This window comes from Arthrobacter sp. NicSoilC5 (genome assembly GCF_019977395.1).
Taxonomy (GTDB): Bacteria; Actinomycetota; Actinomycetes; order Actinomycetales; family Micrococcaceae; genus Arthrobacter.
Genome location: NZ_AP024660.1, coordinates 2,357,175 through 2,373,042 on the forward strand (window position 1 = coordinate 2,357,175; position 15,868 = coordinate 2,373,042).

A 15,868-nucleotide genomic window follows, 5' to 3' on the forward strand; every position below is an offset into this window, starting at 1 on the left:
GAAGTCCTTACTTTCCGACGAAGATGCCGTTGGTACGGCGTGCGGCGAGGTAGAAAACGATGCTGAGACTGGAGAGGACGGCTACGTAGACCGGGAAGACCCAGGTGAGGTCAAGGGACTGCAGCCAGACCAGGAGGTAGGAGGCCGTGCCGCCGAAGACGGCCACGCCGATGCCGTAACCCAGGGCCACGCCGGTGCCACGGATGTTCTTGGGCATCAGGGAGGAGCTGACCACGTTGTAGAGGGTCATGTTCAGGACCAGGACGATCGAGCCGCCCAGCAGGACTGCTGCGAATCCGCCGATGCCGGGCTGGACGTACAGGAGCATGAGGAACACGGACGGGATGGCCAGGACGCGGGTCACCAGGAACCAGCGGGACATTGACCGGCCGTCGGCCAGCTTGCCGATGATCCAGCTGCCCACCACGAGGATAACGCCCAGGATGGTGGTTAGGGCGAAGACGGCGGTGGGGTCTTCCTTGAAGCCACTGCGGGCGGCGCTGGGCAAGCCCACGTTCCAGGCGTAGTTGTAGGCCTGGGCGGCGCCCACCACGAAGATGATGGCCAGGACGGAGAGCCAGTGCTTGCCCACACCGGACCACACGGTCTTGGCGGTGTTGGCGGCGCGCTCTTCTTCCTTGAGTGTTTCGGGCAGCGAGCGCCGCAGGTAGAGCACCACGAAGCCGAACAAGGCGCCGATGATGAACGGGATGCGCCAGCCCCACTCCCCCATGGCGGCGCCACCGATGGTAAGGCTGCAGACGAAGCTGACGAGGGAGGCCAGCAGGATGCCGATGTTGACGTAGAAAGACATGATGCCGGCCACGTAGCCTTCGCGGCCTTCTGGAGCCAGTTCAACGGCGTGGGAGGTGGAGAGCGGGGCTTCGATGCCGGTGGAGATGCCCTGCAGGACGCGGCATGCCACCAGGATGATGCCGGACCAGGCGCCGATGGTGGCGTAGCTGGGGGTTACGGCGATGACCAGGGTGGTGCCGGCCATCAGCATGATGGACAAAAGCATCACACGGCGGCGGCCGATGCGGTCCGCCAGCGTCCCGAGCAGGATGCCGCCCAGTGGTCTGAAAGCGAAGCCGACGGCGAACACGGCCAGCGCGTTCAAGGTGGCGGAAAGAGGCTCGGTATTGGGAAAGAAATTCGGGCCGATGAAGGCGGACAGGAGGCCGAAGACCATCCAGTCATACCATTCCAGGGCGTTTCCCAGGCCGAGGCCCAGGAGTCCTTTACGCACTTCGGGGGAGAATTTGTCGCGGTTGCGGGGCGATGGAGTGGTCGAACGGGATGACGGTACGGAATTGTCCGTCGCTTGGATATCGAGCATGGAAGTGTCCTTACGCTGGCGCCGGGGAGGGCGCAGGAGGGTATGACGCAGCGGCGCCTGTTGGAGGAGGCGCAGGATGCGAAGGTGGCAAGGATTGTCCGGGGCCACGGGTTGGGTCCGGACAGCTAGGGGAAAACGCAGGGGCCGGCGGGGACCGGCTGGCCTACCACTTGTGTGGTGCGTTCACCCAGATGGCTACGCATACCTCTTCGTAGCTGTTCTTGTACCAGTGCGGGGTTTCTGCCGGATAGGTGATGGAGTCGCCTTCTTCCAGGCTGTAGCAGACGCCGTCCAAGTAGACGTCCTTGCGGCCCGAGATGATGTAGCAGAACTCTTCCCCGCTGTGGGTAAAGGGTGTTGCGCTGGTGTCGTGCCCTGGGGGCGTCATGATCCATTGCGCTTCGATGGTGCCGTCACGGTCCGGAGTGAGCAGTTCGTGAACTGCCTCGCCCACGGATTCGCGGGTGACGTTTTTCAGGTTCCGCCGTGCGGATCTGCGAACGACGGGTGACTTGGTTTGGTCCTGGCCGATGAAGAACCTTCCCACGGGAATGTCCAGTCCATGGGCCAGCTGGGCAAGGGTTGTGAAGGACGGGTTGGCCATTCCGCGTTCGATCTGGCTGACGATCGCCTGACTGAGCCCGGTGACATCCGAGAGCTTGGCCAGGGTCATGCCCTTTTCCTTGCGCATGGACCGCACCTTGTTACCAACCGTGGCCAGCAGTTCGCTGGTGGCTGGCGGTGCGGTGGTGCTACTCTCGGTGGTCATCGGTTGTCTTTCACTGGGTGAGCTTACTCACATAACTATAGTGAAGATTTTCACTCAAACAACCCTTTTTCCTAAATATCCTGAAGATTCGACGCGGGCACGGCAAAGACGGGCCAAAAGACACGCGTGGATCGCACGCCCCTGCCCCATACTGGCGCCATGGACGAGACTGCCGCCAGGGAGCACACTGCGCGAAGACCGGACCGGATCCTGCTCGCGCTGGTGGGGGTGGTGGTTCTGCTGGTGGTGGTTGCCCTCGCGGTGGTCTTCACCCGCGGCGAGCCGGCTCCCCTCGATGAGGCGAGCCCGGCCGGGGTGGTCCAGCGGTACAGCAAGGCAGTGATCGACGGCGACAGCACCACCGCCCTGTCGTACCTCACCGAGGGTGCCAAGAGCCGGTGCCGGGGCGCCTACGTCAGCGAGCCGGCCCCCGCCCGGGTTGTCTTGGTTTCGACGACGGAACGCACCGATTCAGCCACGGTGAAAGTTTCGATCGTCCGATCGTCCCAAGGTGGACCGTTTGGCCCGTCGGAGTACGAAATGGAGGACGCCTTCTCGCTCCTGAAGGTGAACGGCAAATGGCTGATCGACCAGCCGCCGTACCCACTGGTGGACTGCACCGTTGTGCCGGTGAAGCCATGACGGCGCCGGCAGCAACCACCGTCCCTGCCCCGGCGGGCGGGCTGGCAACCCTGCGCCGGCTGATCCTGTACGTCCTGCTGTTTGCCCTGGTGGTAATCTCGGCCTCAGGGCTCCAGGGACTGCTGGAGCGGCTTTTCCGGACGGCATCCACTCTGGTCTCCGGTGATGTGGCCGGCCTGGCGCTGTCCCTGGCCTTCACCCTGATCGGCGGCCCGCTGGCGCTGCTGCTGTGGTGGTTCGTGTGGAGACGCCTTGACGACGAGTCGGAACGCCGGGCGCCCGGGTGGGGCCTCTACCTGACCGGGATGTACGCGGTCTCCCTGATCATCGCCACTACGTCACTGTTGAACCTGGCCACCTCCTTCATCGATACGCAGGAAAGCCAATGGCCGTCCCCGCTGGCCAACGGGATGGTGTGGTCGGCTATCTGGTGGTGGCACAGGTGGATGTGGAAGCACCCCCGCAAACCGTCGTCACACCTTGAGGACGTGCGGGCCGTCGTCGGCTCTGTTTTTGGGCTGCTGCTGGGCGCCGGCGCCGCCATCGCCGCGCTGGGCACCCTGCTGGACGTGGCAATCCGCGGTTTCACGGCAGCGGCCGCCTTTGAGCCATGGTGGTTCCCTGTCCTGCGGTCCCTGGTATGGGCTGCCGGCGGGGCTGTGGTCTGGTGGTGGCACTGGTTCCGGGAGGGCGGCCGGCGGTTCCAGACAGGGCTGGTGGACGTCACCATCATCGCCGTGGGTATCTTCGTCGCCGGCATCACCGCCCTGGGTGGCCTCGGGGTCATCCTGTTCGTCCTCCTGCGGCTGGCGTTCGACCGGAGCGACCCCCTCGGCGACCTGCTCGAGCCACTCGCCCCAGCCATCGCGTCCGCTGTCATCGGGGCCCTGGTCTGGCGCTACCACCGCACCACGTCCGTCACCCGTTCCATCAGGACCCGCCGCGCCAGCCTCCTGGTGACGTCCGCTGTAGCCCTCGCTGCGGCAGCTTCCGGCATCGGCGTTGTGGTCAATGCCCTGCTGGCCGCCGCCGTGTCACCCTTGGCCGGCGGCGCCACCCGCACGCTGCTTCTGGGCGGCATCAGTTCGCTGGTGGTGGGGGCACCGGTCTGGTGGCTGGCCTGGAAGCCGAGGCACCAGCCGCGCACCGCTGGGGACATTCCGCCCGGCCGGCGCGTCTACCTGGTGGCATTCTTCGGCGTCAGTGCCGTGGTGGCCCTCATTACGCTGCTGGTCATCGGCTACCGGCTCTTCGAATTCCTGCTGGGCGATGTCACCGGCGGAAGCCTCCTGGACCGCGTCCGCGCACCCCTCGGCCTCCTCGTGGCGGCAGGCCTCGTTGCGGGCTACCACTTCGCGCTCTGGCGGCATGACCGGGCACTGCTTGCCGCCTCGGCGCCCGCGCACAAGCGCGTCGTTGAGCGGGTCACCCTGGTCAGCGGATACCCAGCAGGTTCCGTGGATCCCGAGGCATTGGCCCGCGGCATCGCTGACGGCACCGGCGCCAAGGTGACCACCTGGCTGCGGGCGGACGACGGCGGCCCCGGACTTCCGCCGTCGACTGAGCCTTCACCCGCGGCCGACGATCTCATCCGGCAGGTGACGGCGGCACTGGAGGGCGCCACAACGCAGCAGATCCTGGTCGTTGCAGGCCCGGGGAACCGGCTGGAGGTCATCCCGTTGGTCGGCGTTGGTGGCGCTACAGTCCTTGATGGCCCTGCCGCCCTTGGTGGCCACGCGCCTGGCCGGGTCCTACGGCCCTAGCTGGCGCGGAAGCCGGAGCCTAGCGTGATGGCAAAGGAGGCCGGCGATGGCTGTTCGTGGACCCGTGAAGCATGGTGGTGCCACCCCGGGAAGGAACAGCAGGCGCGGCCTCGGATGCCTGGCGGCCGTCCTCCTCGCCTTGGCCGCGTGCACACCCGGCGGTACACCCCCGCCAAGCGGCCCATCCGGCAGTTCGGCCTCTCCCGCCTCCGCCTCCCCTTCCATCCCGGGGCCGGCAGTGTCACCGTCCAAGCCCTTCTCGGACGCGGAACTTGCAGCCATCATCAACGGCGTGGGACGGTCGCGCAACCTGCCGTATCCTACGGCCCAGGACTCAACCCGCCTGCGCTCGGGTGCGGCAAGCGGGTCCCTCCCGCAAACCCGGACGGAGACCACCCCGGGTGACTGTGCTGCCCTGGTTCCCCAGGACCCGTTCACCCGCTGGGCGGACAAGGACATCAATTTTGCCGAGGGCGCGATGCCGCCGGCCGGCGGTCAGTCCGGCCCCACCAGCACCATCATGATCGTGTTGCGGTCTGCGGACCAGGACGTCCTCGCCAAGGCCGATTTCGGTTACGCGGATGACCTCGCGGCCCGCTGCAGCCAGTTCGATCTGGCCTACACCGAGTCTGGCCGGACCTCCACCTACGCTGTCCAGTTGCTGGCCGCTCCACGCATCGGCGACAAGCAGCATGCGTTCACGCAGGTCACCAAGCCGAAGGGGCAGGGAGACTTCGGCATGGCCGGATTGCGTGTCCTGGACGGTACCCTGTCCATCACGCTTACGCTCTCTGTTGCCACCCTGAACTCTGAAGCCGACGCCAAACCGGCCCTGGATTTGATGGCGGAACTGGCGAAGGAGCTCATCAGCGAAGCGGGCAGGCCCCAAGCACCAGCGGAACCAAGCGCTCCAAACTCAATGACGCCTGAGCAGATGGTGGCGCTGTTCAAGGGCATGACCGCCCCCGGCGGGGAAACGGTGAGCCTGCCGCAGGCGGGGATCATTGGGCCTCCCCAAGGCTCCACGCCCACAGTCCTGACGCCGCCGGCCGACTCCCCCTGCACCTTCGATGACCAGGCGTACACCGCGTCGCTGGCGGGTTCCGTCTCCGGGCAGGGGCAGATCCAGGGTGCGACCAAGATGGACTACACCGACTTCACCGCCGTCAATATGCCGTCGACTGCGCAGCCGCCCTACCCGTTCGACGCCAGAGCGGAACGGCTCCGCAGCTGTACCTCTGTGCAGGAAATCCTGTTCGAGGGCACGGGCCGGACGTGGTCTCCTGTTGCCGCATTGGTCACCGCCATCACCGCTGATTCGAGCTACGCCGTGGCCTATCAGCTCAGCGACGGCACAGGCCAATGGCACGTGCGGTGCGGGGCGCGCCGGGGAACACTGTCCATCGAGGCGGCCAGCGGCACGGCTTCCCAGGCCGAGGCACAGTCCAGGGCCGACGCACTGGCATCTTTCTTCGACGCTGTTTTCTCCCGTGCAGGAAAGTGAATGTGCCGCCGGTCCATCTCCGCTGGCAGCCTTCCTCAAGATTTGCGCAGTTTATCCGGCTGGTGGATTAACCCTCTTCCCTTGGCATTCGGGGGTGCCTAGTGTGGGCACACACGCTTGCAAGGGGGATAAGTGAAAAGCTCAGTCGAAGGTCTTCAGGACGCCACGGACCAGGATGCGCAGCAGGTCGCTGTGGCGGATTCACTGGACGTACAGCACAAGCTGGCGGAATGGACGTCTGACTGTCTCCTGACATTGCACAGCCCCGTCAGGTTCACCCGGGCAGACTGGCCCTAGCGTCCGGTTGCCGGGCTGACGGGACGGGCCACCTGGACCACCGGTATGACTCCTCAGAGCCTTGCGCCCAACACGGCCAGCGCACTGGCCCAGGTCGTTACCCGCCGTTTCAGGCCCGCCCGGCTGATGTTCAGCTGGACGCGTCCCGCTCGATTTCCTCGGCGAGGTCATCCACTTCTTCGGGGCGTGCATCAATGCCCGCTTCCTCGAACCGTTCTTCAAGGACGTGGGCTACGTCGTCCTGGACCTGGCCCAGTTGGATGTCGTGGCGGACATCCTCGGCAATGCTCTCAGGCGTCTCGACGTGTCCGCTGCCGCCCACAATCCCGTCGTTGCCGTCAAAGGGATCGTTGGCTCCGCCCGCTCCGGAATCAGTCATACTCCATCGTTACCCTTCTCCGTCCGGCAGTAAACGGGCGGAAGGATCCCAGGGGAAGGGACGACGGCGGCCGCGTCCCGCCGTCGTCCCTTCCCCTGCAACGTCAGGCTGCTTCGGCGAGAAGCCCGTCGATGCGGGTCAGCAGCCCCGGCCAGCCGTTGCCCATGCCTTCGATGGCGTGGCGGCCCATGGGTGTGTCGAGCTGGAAGCCGGCGTGTTCAAAGTGGAGGACGGTGCCGTCCTCGACGGGCTCAAGGCGCCAGGTGATGGTGGTGTCCAGCTGGCCTTCGGAGAACAGGAAGCTGATGGACTTTCCGGGGTCTACGGCAAGGACCTCGCACTGCTGCTGGCCCCAGGCGTCCATGTCCATGGTGAAGCGGTGCCCTGCAACGGGTGCGATGTTGCCTGGCGCCCACCAGCGGGCCAGCAGTTCCGGGGTTGTCAGGGCGGCCCAGACGGCGGCGGCGGGGTGCGGGTAGCGGCGTTCCAGCCTGATCGCATTGTCGGTCATGTCGGTCTCTCCTCGTCCAGAAGGTCTGCCAGCGCATCCAGCCGCTGGTTCCAGTAGTGCTCGAAGCGCTTCACCCAGGTGCCAACCTCGGCGAGGGGCGCCGGCTGGAGGTGGTACACCCTGTTCCGCCCCTGCCGTTCCTCCCGCACCAGCCCTGCATCCCGGAGCACGGCGAGGTGCTCCGACGCTGCCGGACGGCTGAGGTCCAGCAGGCCGGTGAGTTCACCAGCGGTCCTGGGTCCCTGGCGCAGCTCGTCCAGGATTATCCGCCGCGCCGGGTTGGACACGGCGGCGAAGATATCGGGAAGCACATTTTCAGTATACGTCGGAAATTTCCGACCTATCCGAAAAGGGCAGAAGGCGGCCATGTTCCCCGTATCACATCAGGGCTACGCTGGGCCGAAACAGGCGTACGCTGTAACTGCATGCAAATGCATGAACTTACCAACGGACCGAAGGAGAATGCCCCATGAAGGCATGGCAGTTCACCGGCACCAACAACCCCCTCACCCTCAACGAAGTGGCTGAACCCAGTGCCGGTCCGGGCCAGGCAGTGGTCAGCGTCAAGGCCGCCGGGGTGTGCCACTCGGACGTGACCGCCCTCGACGACGCCGGCTGGATGCCGCTGTTCCCGGAACTCCCCCGCACCATGGGCCACGAAAATGCCGGCGTCATCACCGAAGTGGGCCCCGGCATGGAGCACTGGAAAGTTGGCGACCGGGTTGGCCTCTCCCCCGTCATGAAGGACGGCGACGCGCTGGGTTACGGCAAATGGGACGGCGGCTTTGGCCCCAAACTGCTCGCCACCGACGACAACCTGGTGAAACTGCCCGATGAGGTCTCCTTCGAGCTGGGTGCGATGGCCACCGACGCCGGACTTACCGCCTACCACGCCATCATGGCCGTGGGCGGGGCCAAGGCGGGCATGAAGGTAGGCGTGATCGGCCTGGGCGGACTGGGCTACATCGGCGCCCGCGTCGCAGCACTGTCAGGCGCAGAAGTCTATGGCGCCGAGGTGAACCCCGAGACACAGAAGCTCGCGGACGAGATCGGCCTGGCCGGAGTGGCTGACTCCATCACCGAATTCAAGGACAAGAACCTGGACCTGATCGTTGATTACGCCGGGTTCGGCACCACCACCTCCGCGGCACTTGAGACCCTCGCCGAGTTCGGCACGCTGGTCCAGGTGGGCATGGGACGCCTTGAGGCGACCATCAACACCTACCCGCTGATCATCAACCAGCTGTCCATCAAGGGATCCAAGTCGGGCACCAAGGAGGACCTCGAGAACCTCTACGCCCTCATGAAGTCGGGCGAACTGAACCCGCCGATGAACCTCATCCAGCAGGCCGATATCCCCGGCGCCATCGACAAGCTGCGCAAGGGCGGCGTGGTGGGCCGCTTTATCGCGGTCTACGAGGACTGAATCAGCCGCGCACTGGGCTGAGCGGACGACGGCGGCCGGGTCGCGCCGTCGTCCGCTTGCTTTTTTGACGGCTGCTGCGGCACGCCCACGGTTCATCCACTAGGCTCACTTTTGGTCCGTTGTGGACCTTGACCCGGCTGCGCCGGACTTATTGGGGGACATATCCATGGTGGAAACTTGCACTACATCAAAGACGCCGTCCAAGCGCGTGGCCTGGCCGCATACCGCGGCAATTGTCCTGCTGCTGGCCGGGTTGGCGGGATGTACCTACTCTGATCACGCGGCAGAGCCGGCGGCCGCCGTCCAGTCCACACCCGCCCCCACCACGTCCTCCGCCGCGAAGCCCGCGTTGAGTGGAGAAACCGTGCGGGACTCGTTTGGCAACGTGGACTTTTACACCACGGCGGCGGGCGACACGCTCGCAGCAGTAGCGAAGGCATACAAGCTTTCCGAGGCAAAGGTCGCAGAGTTTAACGGACTCCAGCCCGGAACTCCCCTCACTCCGGGCACGAAGCTCCGGCTGCTGCCGTCCGGTCCAACGCGGGGCGCAATGGGCGCTGCCACGGGCGACGTAAACGGCATTCCAATGGATTACACAGTGGAACCCGACGACAGCCTGGCCGGCATCACCTACCGGTTCAACCTGACCGAGGAGCAGTTGGCGGAAGCGAATAAGGTTCCGTTCGCCTACGAAAAGGGGAACGTCTTCTTCATCCAGGCCGGAAGGGCCATCCGCCTACAAAAAAACCCGGTGGACAGCCGCTCGGGGTCCGGCACAGAGGTCAACAACTCGTTCGGCCAGACGGTCTTCTACACCACGGTGGACGGCGACTCGTTCGACAGCCTTGGCTACAAGTTCCGCTCAACCACCGCACAGATCCTGCTGTACAACCCTTCCTTGGCGGCGGACCAGCCCATCCCTCCAGGCACGAAGGTTCGCCTGATTCCGGGCGCACTGAAGATTGAGGGCGCACAGGGAAGCTTCACCGCAGACGCCAACGGGATTCCGCTGACCTACACCACGGCGCCCGGGGACACGGAGCGTCAGATCGTCTTCCGCTTCGGCGCGACTGACCTGCGCGCGGCCAATCGCCCCAGCAAAGGAACAGGCGGGGCGTGGTACGAATTTACCGACCTGCCGTCCGGGGAACTGGCACCCGGGCAGACCATCAGTGTGGCGCTGGACAAGCCCATCAATAATCCCGAACGCTAACGTCAACACTCAGTGACCCGGCCCATTCACTGCGGGCAGAGACCTGGGGTGCCCTACTCTGGAGTAACCCGAGAGAGGACCCGACATTGGCGTGTGACGGCTGCACCACATCTTCGCGGCTGGACTTTGACTTCAGCATGGCCTTCCAGCCGATTTTCGACGCTGGGGCGCACCGCGTCTGGGGCTATGAGGCCCTGGTCAGGGGCTTGTCCGGCGAGGGCGCCTACGAGGTCCTGGGAAAAGTGCTGCCGGAGCAGCGGTACCGTTTCGACCAGGACTGCCGGGTTAAGGCCATCGAGCTGGCATCACGGCTGTTCCCGTCGGATGAGGAGCTGATGCTGTCCATCAACTTCATGCCCAATGCGGTCTATGAGCCGGCGGCCTGCCTCCGCGCCACCCTCCATGCCGCGAAGCGCTGTGGCTTTCCGACATCGTCCATCATGTTTGAGTTCACGGAGAACGAAGAAGTCACCGACACTGCCCACCTGACCAGCATCATCACCGAGTACCGTAAACAGGGCTTCACCACAGCCATCGATGATTTCGGTGCCGGCCATGCGGGGCTGGGCCTGTTGGTGGACTTCCAGCCGGACTTGTTGAAGATCGACATGAAGCTGATCCGTGGCATTGACACCAGCCCGGCACGGCAGGCAGTGGTGGCCGGCATCGGCGGCATCGCAAAGGAGCTGGGAATCACGGTGCTTGCAGAGGGCGTGGAAACCGAGGAGGAGTTCCGGGTCCTGAAAGCCGGTGGAGTCCCCTTGTTCCAGGGCTACTGGTTCGCCAAACCGGAATTCGAGGCCCTGCCGGGAATCCGGGCGCTGGGCATCCCCGCCGCCTAGCCCCGACCCCTCACTCCTGGGCGGATCCTCCCTTGCGGCCCAGCCTGTACCCCGCCCAGAACGCGAGCACCAGCAGGCCGGCCACCATGACAGCCAACCCGATCTGAGTGCCTTGCGTGACGAAGGCGGCCCCGTTGGCAACGAACGGCTTATTGCTGAGCGGCGCGTAGGCGAACCAGCCAGTGAAATCGCGGTTCAGGTATGCGATCAGGACGCCCGCCAGCACTGCCGCAATTCCCAGCACAGGCACCGCGGCGGCAGGAACTTTGGCGTGCTTTGACGGTCGGTGTTCTTCAGGTGTGTTGTCTTCCCCCATGCCCGCGAGTCTAGCCGTGCCCCGCTTCCCGGTACCTACCGGGCCAGGCGGATCGGGTCTAGGCTGGCCGGATGTTGACTATAGGAACCATTGTCCTCGGCGTCAACGACGTCGCCGCCGCCACCAAGTTCTGGAACGACGCCATCAGCTATGTCCCCCGGGAGGCCGGCGACGAGACGTGGGTGACCCTTGTACCGTCGTCGGGCCCGGGCACGGAACTGTCCCTCATGCTCAGCGAAACCCCGGTCCAGGACCACCCGCGGATCCACCTGGACCTGTATGCGGACGACCAGTCCGCGGAGGTGGAGCGCCTGGTCGCGCTCGGCGCACGGCGCGTGGACTGGGACTCGTACCCGGAGGACCCCGACTTCGTGGTCCTGGAGGATCCGGACGGGAACCGGTTCTGCGTCATCGACAAGAGTCCACGGTAGGACCGGGCCCCGGCATCCCGGGAACAAGCCCGGTGCGCGGCCCGTTGGCATCCGTACACGTACCGCATCCCGATGCGGTGGAACCGACGGAAGGGATCTCATGGTCAGGGCTGTCTGGAACGGAAAAGTCATCGCCGAATCCGCGGACACGGTGGTGGTGGAGGGAAACCACTATTTCCCGCGCGACGCCGTCAATCCCGCGTATTTGCGGGACAGCGACAAGAACACCTTCTGCCCGTGGAAGGGCACGGCCAGCTACCACACGCTGGACGTTGACGGCGAGCTGAACGAGGCCGCGGCCTGGTACTACCCGGAGCCCAAGCCGCGTGCGAAGCATATTGAGGATCGGGTTGCGTTCTGGCGAGGCGTCACCATCGAGGCCTGACAGGCCGCGTGAAGCGGACGACGGCGGATACTTGTCCGCCGTCGTCCGCCCCCCAACAATGTGGCCCGGCACGCATCATCGAGTGCCGGGCCGGCTAAGCGGCGAGCGGCAGGTCGAACAACTGCACAGCAAGCCTGATGAGGTGGCGGGGAGCGTCGCACTCTCCGTCCGACGGGCCGCGGCCCAGGAACAGGGCCGTCCCCTGGATGGTTCCGTCGAGATCGATTCCGGCCTCGCGGATGAGCACCTCAGCGCGGGGATTCGTGGCCAGCGTATGGGTGGGGCTGTCCAGATAGACGCGCCAATCCATGCCGGCGATGTGGCCGATGCCGCCGGAGGCGATCTTCTGGAAGGCCGTCTCATCAAAGTCGATCGGCCGGAGGTGGACTGGCTGGGTGAGTCGGGTGGGGACGACTAAAGCGTTGTGGGAGGTCATCACGGTGGTGTCCTTCGGCTGATCGCCCGGCTGTGGGCGCGGTGGAGCTTGCCGCTGTGGCGCGGGCGGCCGCGGGCTAGGAGTCCCGGGCGGCCGCCCGCTGGCATGGTCAGCGCTGGTTTTTGCGCGGTTTTATAAAATTCAGTTCGTTATTTTCGTTTTTCGCTCTTTTGTCGGCCCGTTTTTCCAGGATGGACTTGCCGGCTTTTTTCGCGGCGCCGCTTTTGGGGGATTTTCCGGACATCGGAATCACGCCTTTCTTTGCTTTGCGTTACCCGATACCATACCTACTTTTATTTTTTTATCCAGTCCTGCGAATGCCCGTCAGCAAGCGGCATGATGGCACACACTGCCGGGCGTGCAGGATGGGTTCGGAGCCGGGTGGGTTTTTTAAAATTTTGCCGGCCCGCAGGGATTTGCGTTTCTTTTGCTTTGCCTCAAGAAAGCAGCCGGAAACTCTGCGCGCACCAGGAAAACAACCTCAAATTCGCTTATTTCATTTCCTCCAGAATTCTGTGAGCATCGCGGCGCGGGCTTTTCCTTCGTTGTATCCGGACTGGGCTGCTGCGGGACGGAGTGACACATCCATTGCGTTGGCTCCGAACATGTGCCCGGCCCCGCTGTCCGGGAAGATGACTTCGACCCTGCTGCCCCCTGCCCGCAGCTCTTCCACCTGCGCCGCCAGCTGCATGCCCCATTCCAGTGGCATCCGCGTTCTGCCACCGAAAGGCGACAGAACCAGGACACACCCGCACCCGGCCGCCAGGTCGGCGTTCTCGTTGCGACGGTAGCCGCCGTCGATATAGCTCCTGTCCCCAATCCGGTACGCCGAGCCGCTGGAGCAACTGGCGGCGACGGCGTCAACCAGGTCGATGCCGCTGGTGCGGTCGAACACTGCCGGGTCCCCGGTAGCCGCACCGACGGCTGTGATCAGCAGTTCATGCTCCGGCCATTCCTCCGTGGGCAGCCGCGCCGCGACCGTGGCCCGCCACCGCTCCGAGGCGTCGTAGGCCGCCGCCAGGTCCAGTGCCGTTGCGCCCATCCTGCGGCGCATGTCCGGCGCATCCACGGAGGCGGCGATGATCCTGCTGGTCCGCTCCAGATGGCCGGACACCGGACTGCCGGACGTTCCCGTGGGACGCGTCCGCTGCGGAAGCGGAGCGTCAAGGACGGCGGCATAGAGTTCGGCGGCCCCGGCGCCGGCAATCTGCGCGGCTGCCGTGGACCCCGCCGATGTTCCAATGACCCGGTCGGCGCCGGTCACGTCCAGCCCGGCGTCTGCCAGGCCGGCGAGGACGCCGATCAGCCACGCGTTGCCGGTGGAGCCACCGCCTCCAAGGACCAGGGCGCGTTTGGATCTTCCCGTCGGAGCGGCGTGCGGGACGGAGGAAGGTGTTGTGTTCATGGGAGTCGCCTTTCGCGAATGTGCCTGTGCGGCGCTCCCGGTAGCGGCTGGGTCAGCCGCTGATCGTCGACTGCGGGGGAGCGCCCATTACGGATACAGCATTCATGGGTCTCACCTCCTGGAGCCGGGTCACGATCAGGGGAATCCTGCCACACGGGCGCTGATTTTCGCAACGGGTAAATTTGAAGCGATGATTTCGATTGACCGGGACAGCCCCATGCGTGATGACGTCCACCTGCTCCTGAACGAACACCTGGCCGACATGTTCGCCACCTCGCCCGCCGAAAGCGTGCACGCCCTGGACCACTCCGCACTCTCCGCCCCGTCCATCACGTTCTGGACGGCCCGCGAGGACGGAGCCCTTTTGGGGTGCGGCGCGCTTAAGCTGCTGGACTCCCCCGCCGGCCCGGCGAGGCATGGCGAGATCAAGTCCATGCGCACTACAGCAACCGCCCGGGGACGCGGCGTGGCCACCCTCCTGCTCGGGCACATCCTTGATGCCGCCCGGACGCGGAACCTTGAGCGCGTCTGCCTGGAAACCGGAACAGAGGACTACTTTGCGCCCGCGCGGCGGCTCTACGCCCGGCACGGGTTCACGGAGTGCCCGCCGTTCGCCGACTACGTGCTGGACCCCCACAGCGTGTTCATGGAACTCCGCCTGTAGTCCCACACAAGGAAAGCGGACGACGGCGGGTGGGCCCCCGCCGTCGTCCGCTCCTGAAGCAGCGCTCGATTCAGCTTCCGCCGCCGGTCACCGAAGCTCTGCCTCCGACGCCCGAAGCCGGGCGAATTCCTCCTCCGGGGCACCGGCCACCAGGCGGTGGCGGCTGTAGAAGGCGAAGTAGAGCAGGCCGATGACGAATATTGCCGCAGTGATCGCGGCAGCCTGGACGTCCACGACGAAGGTGGCCACGACCGCGATGACTGCGAGGACGAGTCCGACGGCGGTGGTCAGTGTGCCGCCAGGGGTCCGGTAGGGGCGGTGCAGCTCCGGTTCACGCCTGCGGAGCACGATGTGGGAGAGGTTGAGCAGCACGTAGGACACGGCTGCGCCGAACACTGCGATGTTGATGAGTTTGTCTCCGTCGGCGACGGCGGCCGCGAGGATGAAGCCGATGGCGCCGGGGACGATCAGCGCCCAGGTGGGTGTTTTTCGTGAGCTGGTGCGGCTGAGCCAGGTGGGAAGGTAGCCTGCGCGGGACAGTGCGAAGAGCTGGCGGGAGTAGGCGTAGACGATGGAGAAGAAGCTGGCCACGAGTCCGGCGATGCCTGCGTAGTTGACGAACACGGCCAGGCCGTCATTGCCGACAGCGCGCAGGGCGTCAGGGAGCGGGCTCGAGGACGTGCTCATCGCCGCCGCCCCGGCTCCGCCCGGAGCAAGAACCAGGACGGACAGGCCGGTGAACGCCAGTACGGCCATTGCGACGATGATGGCGCGGGGCATGTCCCGCTGCGGATTTTCGGCCTCCTCGGCCGCCAGGGGCACGCCCTCAACAGCCAGGAAGAACCAGATGGCGAAGACCAGCGCGCCGAGGATGCCGCCGGCACCATTGGGCAGGAACGCGCTGGCACCGGCGGCGTCAGTGACCGGAATATCGAACAGTTTTGCGGGATTAAAGTGCGGCACCATGCCGATGACGAAGGCGATCAGCGCCACCACGGCGATTCCCGTGATGGCGAACATTGCCTTAAGAGCCTCACCGACGCCAACCAGGTGGATACCGATGAACAGCGCGAAGCACACGAGGTACACCGGCCAGCCGTCCGTGATGCCGAACAGTCCCAGGCTTTCCACATAGCCGCCGATAAAGACAGCAATCGCCGCAGGCGCTATCGAATACTCGATGAGGATGGCGAGCCCGGTGGCGAATCCGCCCAAACGGCCGAGCGCGCGGCGGGCAAAGCCGTACCCGGCACCGGCCACGGGCAGCGCAGAGGACATTTCTGCAAGACCGAAGACCATGCAGGCGTACATGACGCCCATCAGGACGAAGGCGATCAGCAGGCCGCCCCATCCCCCGGCCTCCAGGCCGAAGTTCCAGCCCGAGAAATCGCCGGAAATCACGTACGAAATGCCAAGGCCGGCAAGGAGCAGCCAGCCTGCGGCGCCCCGCCTGAGGGACCGCTGTTCAAAATAGGCCTTGTCCACGGCCCGCTGGTCCGCGGCCGGAAGGGTTTGAGTCATGGGAGTCTCCAGGAAAGTAGAGGAA

Annotated in this window: 20 protein-coding genes; 10 read left to right on the forward strand and 10 right to left on the reverse strand. The window is 65.3% G+C overall.

Annotated features, from left to right (window positions below):
* Window positions 1-7 precede the first annotated feature (7 nt).
* Together LDO22_RS11090 and LDO22_RS11095 are read right to left on the reverse strand one after the other, a co-directional pair.
* Window positions 8-1,339: an MFS transporter gene (locus LDO22_RS11090; RefSeq protein WP_224023099.1), complete on the reverse strand. Its 1,332-nt coding sequence runs from the start codon at window positions 1,337-1,339 to the stop codon at window positions 8-10.
* A gap of 163 nt (window positions 1,340-1,502) precedes the next feature.
* On the reverse strand, window positions 1,503-2,108 hold the full coding sequence (locus tag LDO22_RS11095; RefSeq protein ID WP_159630478.1) for an XRE family transcriptional regulator: 606 nt from the start codon (window positions 2,106-2,108) through the stop codon (window positions 1,503-1,505).
* Window positions 2,109-2,267: 159 nt separating this feature from the next.
* Here LDO22_RS11095 and LDO22_RS11100 point away from each other — a divergent pair, with 159 nt between their 5' ends.
* The 4 genes from LDO22_RS11100 to LDO22_RS11115 all read left to right on the forward strand — a co-directional run bounded on the left by LDO22_RS11100 (window position 2,268) and on the right by LDO22_RS11115 (window position 6,314).
* Window positions 2,268-2,750, forward strand: coding sequence for a hypothetical protein (locus tag LDO22_RS11100; protein ID WP_224023101.1), 483 nt, complete (start codon window positions 2,268-2,270; stop codon window positions 2,748-2,750).
* The gene (locus LDO22_RS11105; RefSeq protein WP_224027222.1) at window positions 2,747-4,513 is read left to right on the forward strand and encodes a DUF5671 domain-containing protein; all 1,767 of its coding nucleotides are present in this window, start codon (window positions 2,747-2,749) and stop codon (window positions 4,511-4,513) included. The genes LDO22_RS11100 and LDO22_RS11105 overlap by 4 nt, the downstream gene beginning before the upstream one ends.
* A gap of 238 nt (window positions 4,514-4,751) precedes the next feature.
* Entirely contained in the window at window positions 4,752-6,017 is a 1,266-nt protein-coding gene (locus LDO22_RS11110) for a hypothetical protein (protein WP_224023103.1), read from the forward strand.
* Between the two features lie 132 nt (window positions 6,018-6,149).
* The gene (locus tag LDO22_RS11115) at window positions 6,150-6,314 is read left to right on the forward strand and encodes a hypothetical protein (protein ID WP_224023105.1); all 165 of its coding nucleotides are present in this window, start codon (window positions 6,150-6,152) and stop codon (window positions 6,312-6,314) included.
* A 130-nt stretch (window positions 6,315-6,444) separates the two neighbouring features.
* Here LDO22_RS11115 and LDO22_RS11120 read toward each other — a convergent pair whose 3' ends face one another.
* The 3 genes from LDO22_RS11120 to LDO22_RS11130 form a co-directional block, all read right to left on the reverse strand.
* Complete coding sequence (locus LDO22_RS11120; protein WP_159630474.1) at window positions 6,445-6,693, reverse strand: hypothetical protein; 249 nt, start codon at window positions 6,691-6,693, stop codon at window positions 6,445-6,447.
* Between the two features lie 103 nt (window positions 6,694-6,796).
* On the reverse strand, window positions 6,797-7,204 hold the full coding sequence (locus tag LDO22_RS11125; RefSeq protein ID WP_159630472.1) for an SRPBCC domain-containing protein: 408 nt from the start codon (window positions 7,202-7,204) through the stop codon (window positions 6,797-6,799).
* Entirely contained in the window at window positions 7,201-7,515 is a 315-nt protein-coding gene (locus LDO22_RS11130) for a metalloregulator ArsR/SmtB family transcription factor (RefSeq protein ID WP_224023107.1), read from the reverse strand. Before LDO22_RS11130 ends, LDO22_RS11125 begins: the two co-directional genes overlap by 4 nt.
* Before the next feature lie 158 nt (window positions 7,516-7,673).
* On the opposite strand from LDO22_RS11130, the gene LDO22_RS11135 reads away from it, so the two are divergent.
* The 3 genes from LDO22_RS11135 (at window position 7,674) to LDO22_RS11145 (ending at window position 10,685) form a co-directional block, all read left to right on the forward strand.
* Window positions 7,674-8,630 carry a zinc-binding dehydrogenase gene (locus LDO22_RS11135; RefSeq protein ID WP_224023109.1) on the forward strand — a complete coding sequence of 319 codons (957 nt, stop codon included), beginning with the start codon at window positions 7,674-7,676 and terminating at the stop codon, window positions 8,628-8,630.
* A 166-nt stretch (window positions 8,631-8,796) separates the two neighbouring features.
* Window positions 8,797-9,843, forward strand: coding sequence for a LysM peptidoglycan-binding domain-containing protein (locus tag LDO22_RS11140; protein ID WP_224023111.1), 1,047 nt, complete (start codon window positions 8,797-8,799; stop codon window positions 9,841-9,843).
* Between the two features lie 137 nt (window positions 9,844-9,980).
* Entirely contained in the window at window positions 9,981-10,685 is a 705-nt protein-coding gene (locus LDO22_RS11145; RefSeq protein WP_224023113.1) for an EAL domain-containing protein, read from the forward strand.
* Window positions 10,686-10,695: 10 nt separating this feature from the next.
* Here LDO22_RS11145 and LDO22_RS11150 read toward each other — a convergent pair whose 3' ends face one another.
* A complete protein-coding gene (locus tag LDO22_RS11150) occupies window positions 10,696-11,001 on the reverse strand; it encodes a hypothetical protein (RefSeq protein ID WP_159630462.1) in 306 nt (101 codons plus the stop codon).
* Between the two features lie 71 nt (window positions 11,002-11,072).
* Between LDO22_RS11150 and LDO22_RS11155 the strand changes: the two genes are divergently transcribed.
* Both LDO22_RS11155 and LDO22_RS11160 read left to right on the forward strand, forming a co-directional pair.
* Complete coding sequence (locus LDO22_RS11155; RefSeq protein WP_159630460.1) at window positions 11,073-11,432, forward strand: VOC family protein; 360 nt, start codon at window positions 11,073-11,075, stop codon at window positions 11,430-11,432.
* 100 nt (window positions 11,433-11,532) lie between these two features.
* Window positions 11,533-11,817 (forward strand): DUF427 domain-containing protein, encoded by a 285-nt coding sequence (locus tag LDO22_RS11160; protein ID WP_224023115.1) that lies wholly within the window; start codon window positions 11,533-11,535, stop codon window positions 11,815-11,817.
* Window positions 11,818-11,911: 94 nt separating this feature from the next.
* Here the strand turns inward: LDO22_RS11160 and LDO22_RS11165 are convergent, their stop codons facing one another.
* The 3 genes from LDO22_RS11165 to LDO22_RS11170 form a co-directional block, all read right to left on the reverse strand.
* Window positions 11,912-12,253 carry a hypothetical protein gene (locus LDO22_RS11165; protein WP_159630456.1) on the reverse strand — a complete coding sequence of 114 codons (342 nt, stop codon included), beginning with the start codon at window positions 12,251-12,253 and terminating at the stop codon, window positions 11,912-11,914.
* Between the two features lie 109 nt (window positions 12,254-12,362).
* Entirely contained in the window at window positions 12,363-12,497 is a 135-nt protein-coding gene (locus LDO22_RS21775; protein ID WP_263422179.1) for a hypothetical protein, read from the reverse strand.
* A gap of 252 nt (window positions 12,498-12,749) precedes the next feature.
* Window positions 12,750-13,658 (reverse strand): patatin-like phospholipase family protein, encoded by a 909-nt coding sequence (locus tag LDO22_RS11170; protein WP_224023117.1) that lies wholly within the window; start codon window positions 13,656-13,658, stop codon window positions 12,750-12,752.
* A gap of 190 nt (window positions 13,659-13,848) precedes the next feature.
* Here LDO22_RS11170 and LDO22_RS11175 point away from each other — a divergent pair, with 190 nt between their 5' ends.
* Window positions 13,849-14,322 carry a GNAT family N-acetyltransferase gene (locus LDO22_RS11175; protein WP_224023118.1) on the forward strand — a complete coding sequence of 158 codons (474 nt, stop codon included), beginning with the start codon at window positions 13,849-13,851 and terminating at the stop codon, window positions 14,320-14,322.
* 87 nt (window positions 14,323-14,409) lie between these two features.
* Here the strand turns inward: LDO22_RS11175 and eat are convergent, their stop codons facing one another.
* The gene (eat, locus tag LDO22_RS11180; RefSeq protein ID WP_224023120.1) at window positions 14,410-15,843 is read right to left on the reverse strand and encodes an ethanolamine permease; all 1,434 of its coding nucleotides are present in this window, start codon (window positions 15,841-15,843) and stop codon (window positions 14,410-14,412) included.
* Between the last annotated feature and the right edge of the window lie 25 nt (window positions 15,844-15,868).

Excerpts from the sequence above, each read along its gene's own strand:
- LDO22_RS11090 (WP_224023099.1), bottom strand. The coding sequence starts at position 1,339 with ATGCTCGATATCCAAGCGACGGACAATTCCGTACCGTCATCCCGTTCG.
- LDO22_RS11155 (WP_159630460.1), top strand. The coding sequence starts at position 11,073 with ATGTTGACTATAGGAACCATTGTCCTCGGCGTCAACGACGTCGCCGCC.
- LDO22_RS11120 (WP_159630474.1), bottom strand. The coding sequence starts at position 6,693 with ATGACTGATTCCGGAGCGGGCGGAGCCAACGATCCCTTTGACGGCAAC.
- LDO22_RS21775 (WP_263422179.1), bottom strand. The coding sequence starts at position 12,497 with ATGTCCGGAAAATCCCCCAAAAGCGGCGCCGCGAAAAAAGCCGGCAAG.
- LDO22_RS11170 (WP_224023117.1), bottom strand. The coding sequence starts at position 13,658 with ATGAACACAACACCTTCCTCCGTCCCGCACGCCGCTCCGACGGGAAGA.
- LDO22_RS11165 (WP_159630456.1), bottom strand. The coding sequence starts at position 12,253 with ATGACCTCCCACAACGCTTTAGTCGTCCCCACCCGACTCACCCAGCCA.
- LDO22_RS11095 (WP_159630478.1), bottom strand. The coding sequence starts at position 2,108 with ATGACCACCGAGAGTAGCACCACCGCACCGCCAGCCACCAGCGAACTG.
- LDO22_RS11145 (WP_224023113.1), top strand. The coding sequence starts at position 9,981 with ATGGCCTTCCAGCCGATTTTCGACGCTGGGGCGCACCGCGTCTGGGGC.
- LDO22_RS11125 (WP_159630472.1), bottom strand. The coding sequence starts at position 7,204 with ATGACCGACAATGCGATCAGGCTGGAACGCCGCTACCCGCACCCCGCC.
- LDO22_RS11140 (WP_224023111.1), top strand. The coding sequence starts at position 8,797 with ATGGTGGAAACTTGCACTACATCAAAGACGCCGTCCAAGCGCGTGGCC.
- LDO22_RS11135 (WP_224023109.1), top strand. The coding sequence starts at position 7,674 with ATGAAGGCATGGCAGTTCACCGGCACCAACAACCCCCTCACCCTCAAC.
- LDO22_RS11160 (WP_224023115.1), top strand. The coding sequence starts at position 11,533 with ATGGTCAGGGCTGTCTGGAACGGAAAAGTCATCGCCGAATCCGCGGAC.
- LDO22_RS11150 (WP_159630462.1), bottom strand. The coding sequence starts at position 11,001 with ATGGGGGAAGACAACACACCTGAAGAACACCGACCGTCAAAGCACGCC.
- LDO22_RS11175 (WP_224023118.1), top strand. The coding sequence starts at position 13,849 with ATGATTTCGATTGACCGGGACAGCCCCATGCGTGATGACGTCCACCTG.
- LDO22_RS11105 (WP_224027222.1), top strand. The coding sequence starts at position 2,747 with ATGACGGCGCCGGCAGCAACCACCGTCCCTGCCCCGGCGGGCGGGCTG.
- eat (WP_224023120.1), bottom strand. The coding sequence starts at position 15,843 with ATGACTCAAACCCTTCCGGCCGCGGACCAGCGGGCCGTGGACAAGGCC.
- LDO22_RS11100 (WP_224023101.1), top strand. The coding sequence starts at position 2,268 with ATGGACGAGACTGCCGCCAGGGAGCACACTGCGCGAAGACCGGACCGG.